Source organism: Actinomadura sp. HBU206391 (genome assembly GCF_014323665.1).
In the GTDB taxonomy this organism is placed as follows: Bacteria; Actinomycetota; Actinomycetes; order Streptosporangiales; family Streptosporangiaceae; genus Actinomadura_C.
In genome coordinates, this window is sequence record NZ_JABVEB010000295.1 from 1 (window position 1) to 6,234 (window position 6,234).

Sequence of the window (6,234 nt, forward strand, 5' to 3'; positions counted from 1 at the left end):
GCCGCTCTGAGCCGCCGATCGGTTCAGAAGACCGGTACGCCGTCGCGGACCAGCTTCCAGTTCTCCACATGGAAGGTGGAGGGGTCGATGGTCTTGGCCGCGGAGGCGTACGCGACGATCGCCTCCCGGATCGCGACCTGGGCGTTGTAGACGACCGGGGCGGCGGCGATGTGGGGAAAGCCGCCACCGCCGGACTGGCGGTAGTTGTTGACCGCGACCACGAACTGCTGGTCGTCGGTGACCGCCGTGCCGTCATAGGCGAGGTTGAGTATGCGTGAGCCCTCGGCGCCGGCGATGTCGACGTCGTAGGTGACGCCGGAGAACTGGTCGTAGTTGTAGTCGGGACGGTTGTTCGCGTTCGTCCACGACCTCGGATCGACCGGGGCGTCCGCGGCGACCTGCTTGAAGTACTGCGCCGAGTACTCCAGGTACGCCTTGATCTGGGAACCGGTCAAAATGCTGGCCAACAAGGTGTTGTCGTAGATGTAGAGGCCGGCGATGTCCTTGATCGTGACCTGACCGGCCGGGAAGGTGGCGGCGCGGCTGAACGGCGCGGCGATCGACAGCACCGGCAGTGACGCGTGGGCGGTGCCGGCGACGGCCTCCTTGACCTTCGCGGTCTGCACCAGGTGGATGTAGTCGAGGATGGCGGTGTCCTTCCAGCAGGACTCCGCCGCGGACATCGCCTCGGTGGAGGTCGCCACCTCCTGGTTGACGTACGCCACCACCGTGTCGTGCTGCTTCTTGACCAGCGCGACGAGCTTGGGGTCCTCGTTCACCGTGTTGGTGTTCACCGTCGTGGCCGACTTGCCGGTGACCTTCCAGCGACCGCGGTCCCGGGTCAGTGTGAGGTCGAAGACCGAGAGTCGCTCGCCCCAGCATTTCGGCTCGCTCATCACCACGGTCTCGCCGGTGATCTCGTTGGTGACGAACCGCTCGGCGACGTCGTTGTGCGCGTGACCGAAGAGGATGGCGTCGATCCCGGGGACCTGCTGGGCCACCATGGCCGAGGCGTTCTCCACGGGGATGTCGCCGGTGTAGGACGACACGCCGCTGTCACCGGCGTGCGCGCTGACGACCACGACATCGGCGCCCTCGGCACGGATGGCCGGAACCCACTTCTTGGCGGTCTCGACCAGGTCGAGAAAGTCCAGCTTGCCGGCGACATTGGCCTTGTCCCAGACGGTGACGCCCGGGTTGGTCAGGCCCAGCACGCCGACCCTGATGGGCGGATGGCCCTTAACGTGCATCTTCTTGATGATGTACGGGCGGAACGCCGGCCGGTCGGTGCCCGCGTGGACGGCGTTGGCGGCCAGCGCCGGCGCGTCCATCTGGGCGATCCACTTGTTCAGCAGCGGGAGTCCGTAGTTGAACTCGTGGTTGCCCAGTGCCACGGCGTCATAGCCGATGGCGTTCATCTGCCGCGCTATCGGGTGGATCCGGCCGGTCGTCGTGATGGGCTCCACCGTGGCGTAGTAGAACCCCAGCGGAGTGCCCTGAATGGTGTCCCCCGCGTCGAACAGGAGGGTGCGCTCCCGCCCGCGGTCGGCACGGATCTGCTTCACCAGGCTCGACACTCGCGCCAGGCCGACCACGTTCCCGGCACTGTCGCTGAACTCGGCATCCTGGTAGTAGTCCCAGTTGACCACATTGCTGTGGATGTCGGAGGTGCCCATGACGGTGATGGTCACCGACCGGCCACCGCCCTTCGCGGTGGTCGCCGCCTCGGCCGAGCCGGGCCAGCCCGCGAGAGCGAGCGCGCTCGTGGCGGTCAGCCCGCCGAGCATCTGCCTGCGGCTGACACCCGGGCTCTTGCCATCCGTGGCCTCATCCGGAACGCGGCAGGAACACCACCGAGGCGCTGGGCCGGACCGGTTCCCGTGATTGTGCATGACGAACGCTTTTCCTTCCGGAGGTGACGAGGTGCCAGGTTAGAGCCCGAACGCCGGATTCATCCCGGTGAGATCTTGCCATCCCGGGCCCCGATGATTGGCAGTCCGCGGTCTTGCGACCGCGTGAACAACGGGTGGCCCCTGCGCCGCCGTCCGGTCGCGTCGCGCGTCTCCGCACTTCCGATGGCCGACGCCGTCCAGCGGCAGCGGGTCAGCGTCAAATGGTGTCGGATATTCACCTGGAAGGTTCCGCGAACAACGCTGGACGAGCATTGTGGTCAACGGCCTCGCCGCAGCTCAAGCGTGTTTTTGACCACGCCTATCCCTCTTTCCATCAGATCGCTGATCCGCCCAGCCGCCTCATCGGGCAACAGGTCGGCCACCCAGACGAACAGCGTGCCGGCGTCACCTGAGGAAAAAACCTGCGCCGATGCGTTGTGGTGCGTGTACGGCCCGTCGACGACCGACCAGACGAGGCGGCGAGCCTCATCGTCGAGGTCGACGAGCACCTCACGTACGACCGCACCGTTGAAGAACGTGACGACCCGGTCTCGGCCCTCAAGGTGGGCATCGGTGACGAACCCCGGCACCAGGCGATGATGGAGTGCGCCCCAGTCACGAAGCGCCGCCCATACATCGTCTGGACGAGCGTCAATCAAGATCTCCTTGCGAATCGAAGCCATGCCGGGCCCCTGCCTGTAGAGCGGCGTGCCGCACAACATCGACTGCTCTGCCGCGCGGCGCCGAATGCGATCGGTATATGGCAAGCCTGCCGTCCGGACCGGTGGCCGTCTTGAACTTCCTTGCAGCGCGATAGGCCCCCGCATACGCTCCACGGCGTGCGCACAGTTGCCGACGTCGCCGTCGGTCCCGACTTCACGATCAGGACCGTGACGTGCCACGACGACCACACCAGGTGGTCGCAGCCGGAGTCGCGCGAGGAGTACAACCTTGTGCTGGCGCGCCGCGGCCGCTTCCGACGACGAGTCGATGGTGTCTGCGCCGACATCGACGCAACCCTGGCCTACGTCGGCGTGCCCGGCGCAGAGGAGCATTTCGCGCACCCCGCGGGGGGCGATATATGCACCTGGATCAACCTGCGACCGCCGCTGTGGTTCAAGCTCGCCGGGGACACACTCCTGGCCAGGTCAACGTTCTACGTCGATGCCCAACTCGATCTCATCCACCGGCGCATGCTCACCGCCGCGCGAACTGGTGATCTCGGCTACGCACTGGCACAACAGTTGCTGGAAGCGCTCAGTGACATTCTCAAGCAGGTCAACGCCGGTCCCACGCCGGCCGACGTGCCGATCCACGACACCGACCGGGCTGCCGTAGCCGCGGCCCGGGAAGCGATACTCACCGACCACCCCGCCGCACACGCTCTCCTGCCGCTGGCCGCGCTGCTCGCCGTATCACCGTTCCGGTTGAGCCGGGCGTTCTCCCGCGAGATGGGGGTGTCTGTGACCTATTACCGCAATCGCGTCCGGGTAACCCGCGCACTAGACCGGCTGGAGCACGGCGAGGACAGCCTCGCCGTCTTGGCCGCCGACCTGGGCTTCGCAGATCAGGCGCACCTGTGCCGCACTGTACGACGGCACCTGGATCACACCCCGACCGCGCTACGACGTCTGCTGCGCTCCAGCAACTGAGGATCAAGCAACCAGCCGCCGTCCGAACACGCTCACATCAGCTACTCAGAGACGCGGTGCAGGATCGATGTCCGGCCATGACCGGATGACGTTCGCCGATCTTCACGACCTATCTCCATCCCGTCCAGTGGCAGAAGTAGGGTGTCCCCCGAGCTTTGGACAGCGCATCGGTGCTGTGCGGGTAAGCCTGATGCCGGAGGCCGTACCAGGAGACGGAGCGAGATGAGCGACGTGCAAAAGCAGGTTCAGCAGGCCATCGACGATCTGGTCGCGTCGGGGGCGGAGCGGGGCATGCAGGTCGCCGTCTACCGGCACGGCGAGTTGGTCGTCGACGCGGTCGCCGGAGTCACCGATCCCGACACCGGCCGGCCGGTGTCGCCGGACACCCTGTTCTACAACTTCTCGATCGGCAAGGGGGCGACCGCGACCATCGCCCATGTGCTCGCGGAGCGCGGGGTCTTCGGGTACGACACCCCCGTCGTGGACCTGTGGCCGGAGTTCGGCGCACATGGAAAGGACGCCGTTACGGTGCGGCACGTCCTCACCCACTCGGCCGGCGTGCCCGGCGTGCCGCCGGACACCACGCCGGCGGATCTGTGCGACTGGGACAAGATGTGCGCGGCGATCGCCGATGCCGAGTTGTGGTGGGAGCCGGGCACCAAGGTCGGCTATCACGCGTACACGTTCGGCTATCTCGTCGGCGAGATCGTTCGCCGGGCGACCGGCAAGCCGATCTCGCAGGTCCTGCGAGAGGACGTGACCGGGCCGCTGGGCGTGGCCGACGAACTCTACTTCGGCCTGCCGGTCTCCGAGCACGGCAGGCTCGCCCGGCTGGAGGACGTGGAGGGCGCCGCGGAGATGATGTCGGCGATGCCGGAGGATCTGCCGATGTTCAAGGCGGGGCCGCTGAGCCTGTTCCCGACCGCCGAGCTCGGCAACCGCAGCGACATCCTCGCCGCCGACATCCCGGCGGGCGGCAAGACCTCGGCGCGGGCCATCGCACGCATGTACGCCGCCGTGCTGGGCGACATAGTCGACGTGCACCTGATCTCGCCGGAACGGCTGCGGGAAGCGACGACCGTGGCGGCCAGTGGCGTCGACCAGGTCTTCGGCAACGCGTCCTCGTGGGGGCTGGGCTACTCCATCGGCCTGCTCGACGGCGGCGACCAGGACACTTCGACCGCGTTCGGGATGGCCGGTGCGGGCGGGAGCTTCGCCTACGGTGACACCGCCACCGGCATCGCGTTCGCGTTGACCAAGAACCGGCTCACCACCGATTTCTCCGTCGTCAACCAGATCAACAAGATCGCGACCAGCGCCGCCGCGGACGGCTGAGCCCTCGGACCATCGCCGACCGCCTCCAGAGCGACGGCAATCAGCGACACCCGCGCGTCGGCGTCGCTCTCGTCATGACCTAGCGGTATTGACACGGCTTACGACGGCAAAGATGATCTTTATTGATCGTTGATCAAGGCTCATCCTCCAAGCTCCCTGGTGGTGACCGGATGAAAGTCTCTGTCGGCCGGCCCGGATCGCGTGCGGTCCTGACGTTGTGCACGGCGCTCGCGATGTCGCTGACGAGCGTGATCATGCCCGCGGTTCAGGCGGCGGCCGAGGCGGCGCCCTCAGCGGGCGCGCCCGCAGCGGGACTGCCCAGCGGGCGTACGGACTATCGCTCACTCGCGGACTACGAGAACGACCTGTCCGAGCTTGCCCGGCGCAATCCGAGCCTGGTGAAGCCGATCACGCTGCCGGAGCGCACCCGCGAGGGCCGTCTCGTACGCGGGGTCGAGATCACTGACAAGGCGGCCAGACGCGACGGCAAGCCGGTGCTGCTCGTCGTCGGCATGCACCATGGCAACGAGTGGCCCTCCGGCGAGGTCACCATGGAGTTCGCCCTCGACCTCGTGCGGAAGTACGGCCGGGACCGGCAGATCACCGGGCTGCTCAAGAAGACGCGCATCGTCCTCGTGCCCATCGTCAATGTCGACGGGTTCGTGAAGAACACCCGGCGTAACGCCAACAACGTGGACATGAACCGCAACTACGGCTTCGGCTGGGGCGAGTCGCCGCCGTACGAGGGCGCCGCTCCCTGGTCGGAGCCGGAGACTCGGAACGTACGTGACCTGATCTCATCTCGCCAGGTCACGACCTTCCTCACCATGCACACCTGCCTGGGCAACATGCTCTACCCGCCGCTGCAGCACAAGGCCGGGCTCCCACCGGACATCGCCGCCTTCCGGTCGTTCGCCGACGCGATGGGCACGCAGAACGGCTACTTCCACACCACGTCGGCCGACGACTACGAGACCTCGGGCGAAGTCATCGACTGGTCGTACTACGCCACTCGCGGACTGGGGGTCACCGTCGAGGTCTGCACGACACCGCTCACCCTGCCGCGCACCTTCCAGAGCCTGGTCGTCGATCAGTACCTCGGCACCAACGGGTACGAGGGCAAGGGCATCCGAGGGTCCTTCGTCACCGCGCTCCAGCAGGCCGCCGACCGCGAGGCGCACTCCGTCATCAGCGGAAAGGCACCGCGCGGCGCGGTGCTGCGCATCAGCAAGGACTTCCCACTGTGGACCAACCCGGTCGCCCAGCCCGACGGGACCACCCGGCCGGTCGCCTTCGCCAACCACCTCAGCTCCTCCATGGAGGTCAGCGAACGCAGTGGCCACTTCACTTGGGAC

The 6,234-nt window shown here is 67.0% G+C and carries 5 protein-coding genes; 3 read left to right on the plus strand and 2 right to left on the minus strand.

All coding sequences use genetic code 11. The features are described 5' to 3' along the window. Window positions 1–23 precede the first annotated feature (23 nt). Window positions 24–1,787, minus strand: coding sequence for a 5'-nucleotidase C-terminal domain-containing protein (locus tag HKK72_RS34555; RefSeq protein ID WP_222721515.1), 1,764 nt, complete (start codon window positions 1,785–1,787; stop codon window positions 24–26). Between the two features lie 383 nt (window positions 1,788–2,170). Next, the gene (locus HKK72_RS34560) at window positions 2,171–2,575 is read right to left on the minus strand and encodes an SRPBCC family protein (RefSeq protein ID WP_187238616.1); all 405 of its coding nucleotides are present in this window, start codon (window positions 2,573–2,575) and stop codon (window positions 2,171–2,173) included. 156 nt (window positions 2,576–2,731) lie between these two features. On the opposite strand from HKK72_RS34560, the gene HKK72_RS42540 reads away from it, so the two are divergent. The 3 genes from HKK72_RS42540 to HKK72_RS34575 all read left to right on the plus strand — a co-directional run. Next, entirely contained in the window at window positions 2,732–3,544 is an 813-nt protein-coding gene (locus HKK72_RS42540; RefSeq protein WP_187238617.1) for a helix-turn-helix transcriptional regulator, read from the plus strand. A gap of 222 nt (window positions 3,545–3,766) precedes the next feature. After that, window positions 3,767–4,879, plus strand: coding sequence for a serine hydrolase domain-containing protein (locus tag HKK72_RS34570; RefSeq protein ID WP_187238618.1), 1,113 nt, complete (start codon window positions 3,767–3,769; stop codon window positions 4,877–4,879). A 170-nt stretch (window positions 4,880–5,049) separates the two neighbouring features. Then, window positions 5,050–6,234, plus strand: a 1,185-nt coding sequence (locus HKK72_RS34575; RefSeq protein WP_187238619.1) for a M14 family zinc carboxypeptidase, incomplete at its 3' end; no start/stop codon positions are given.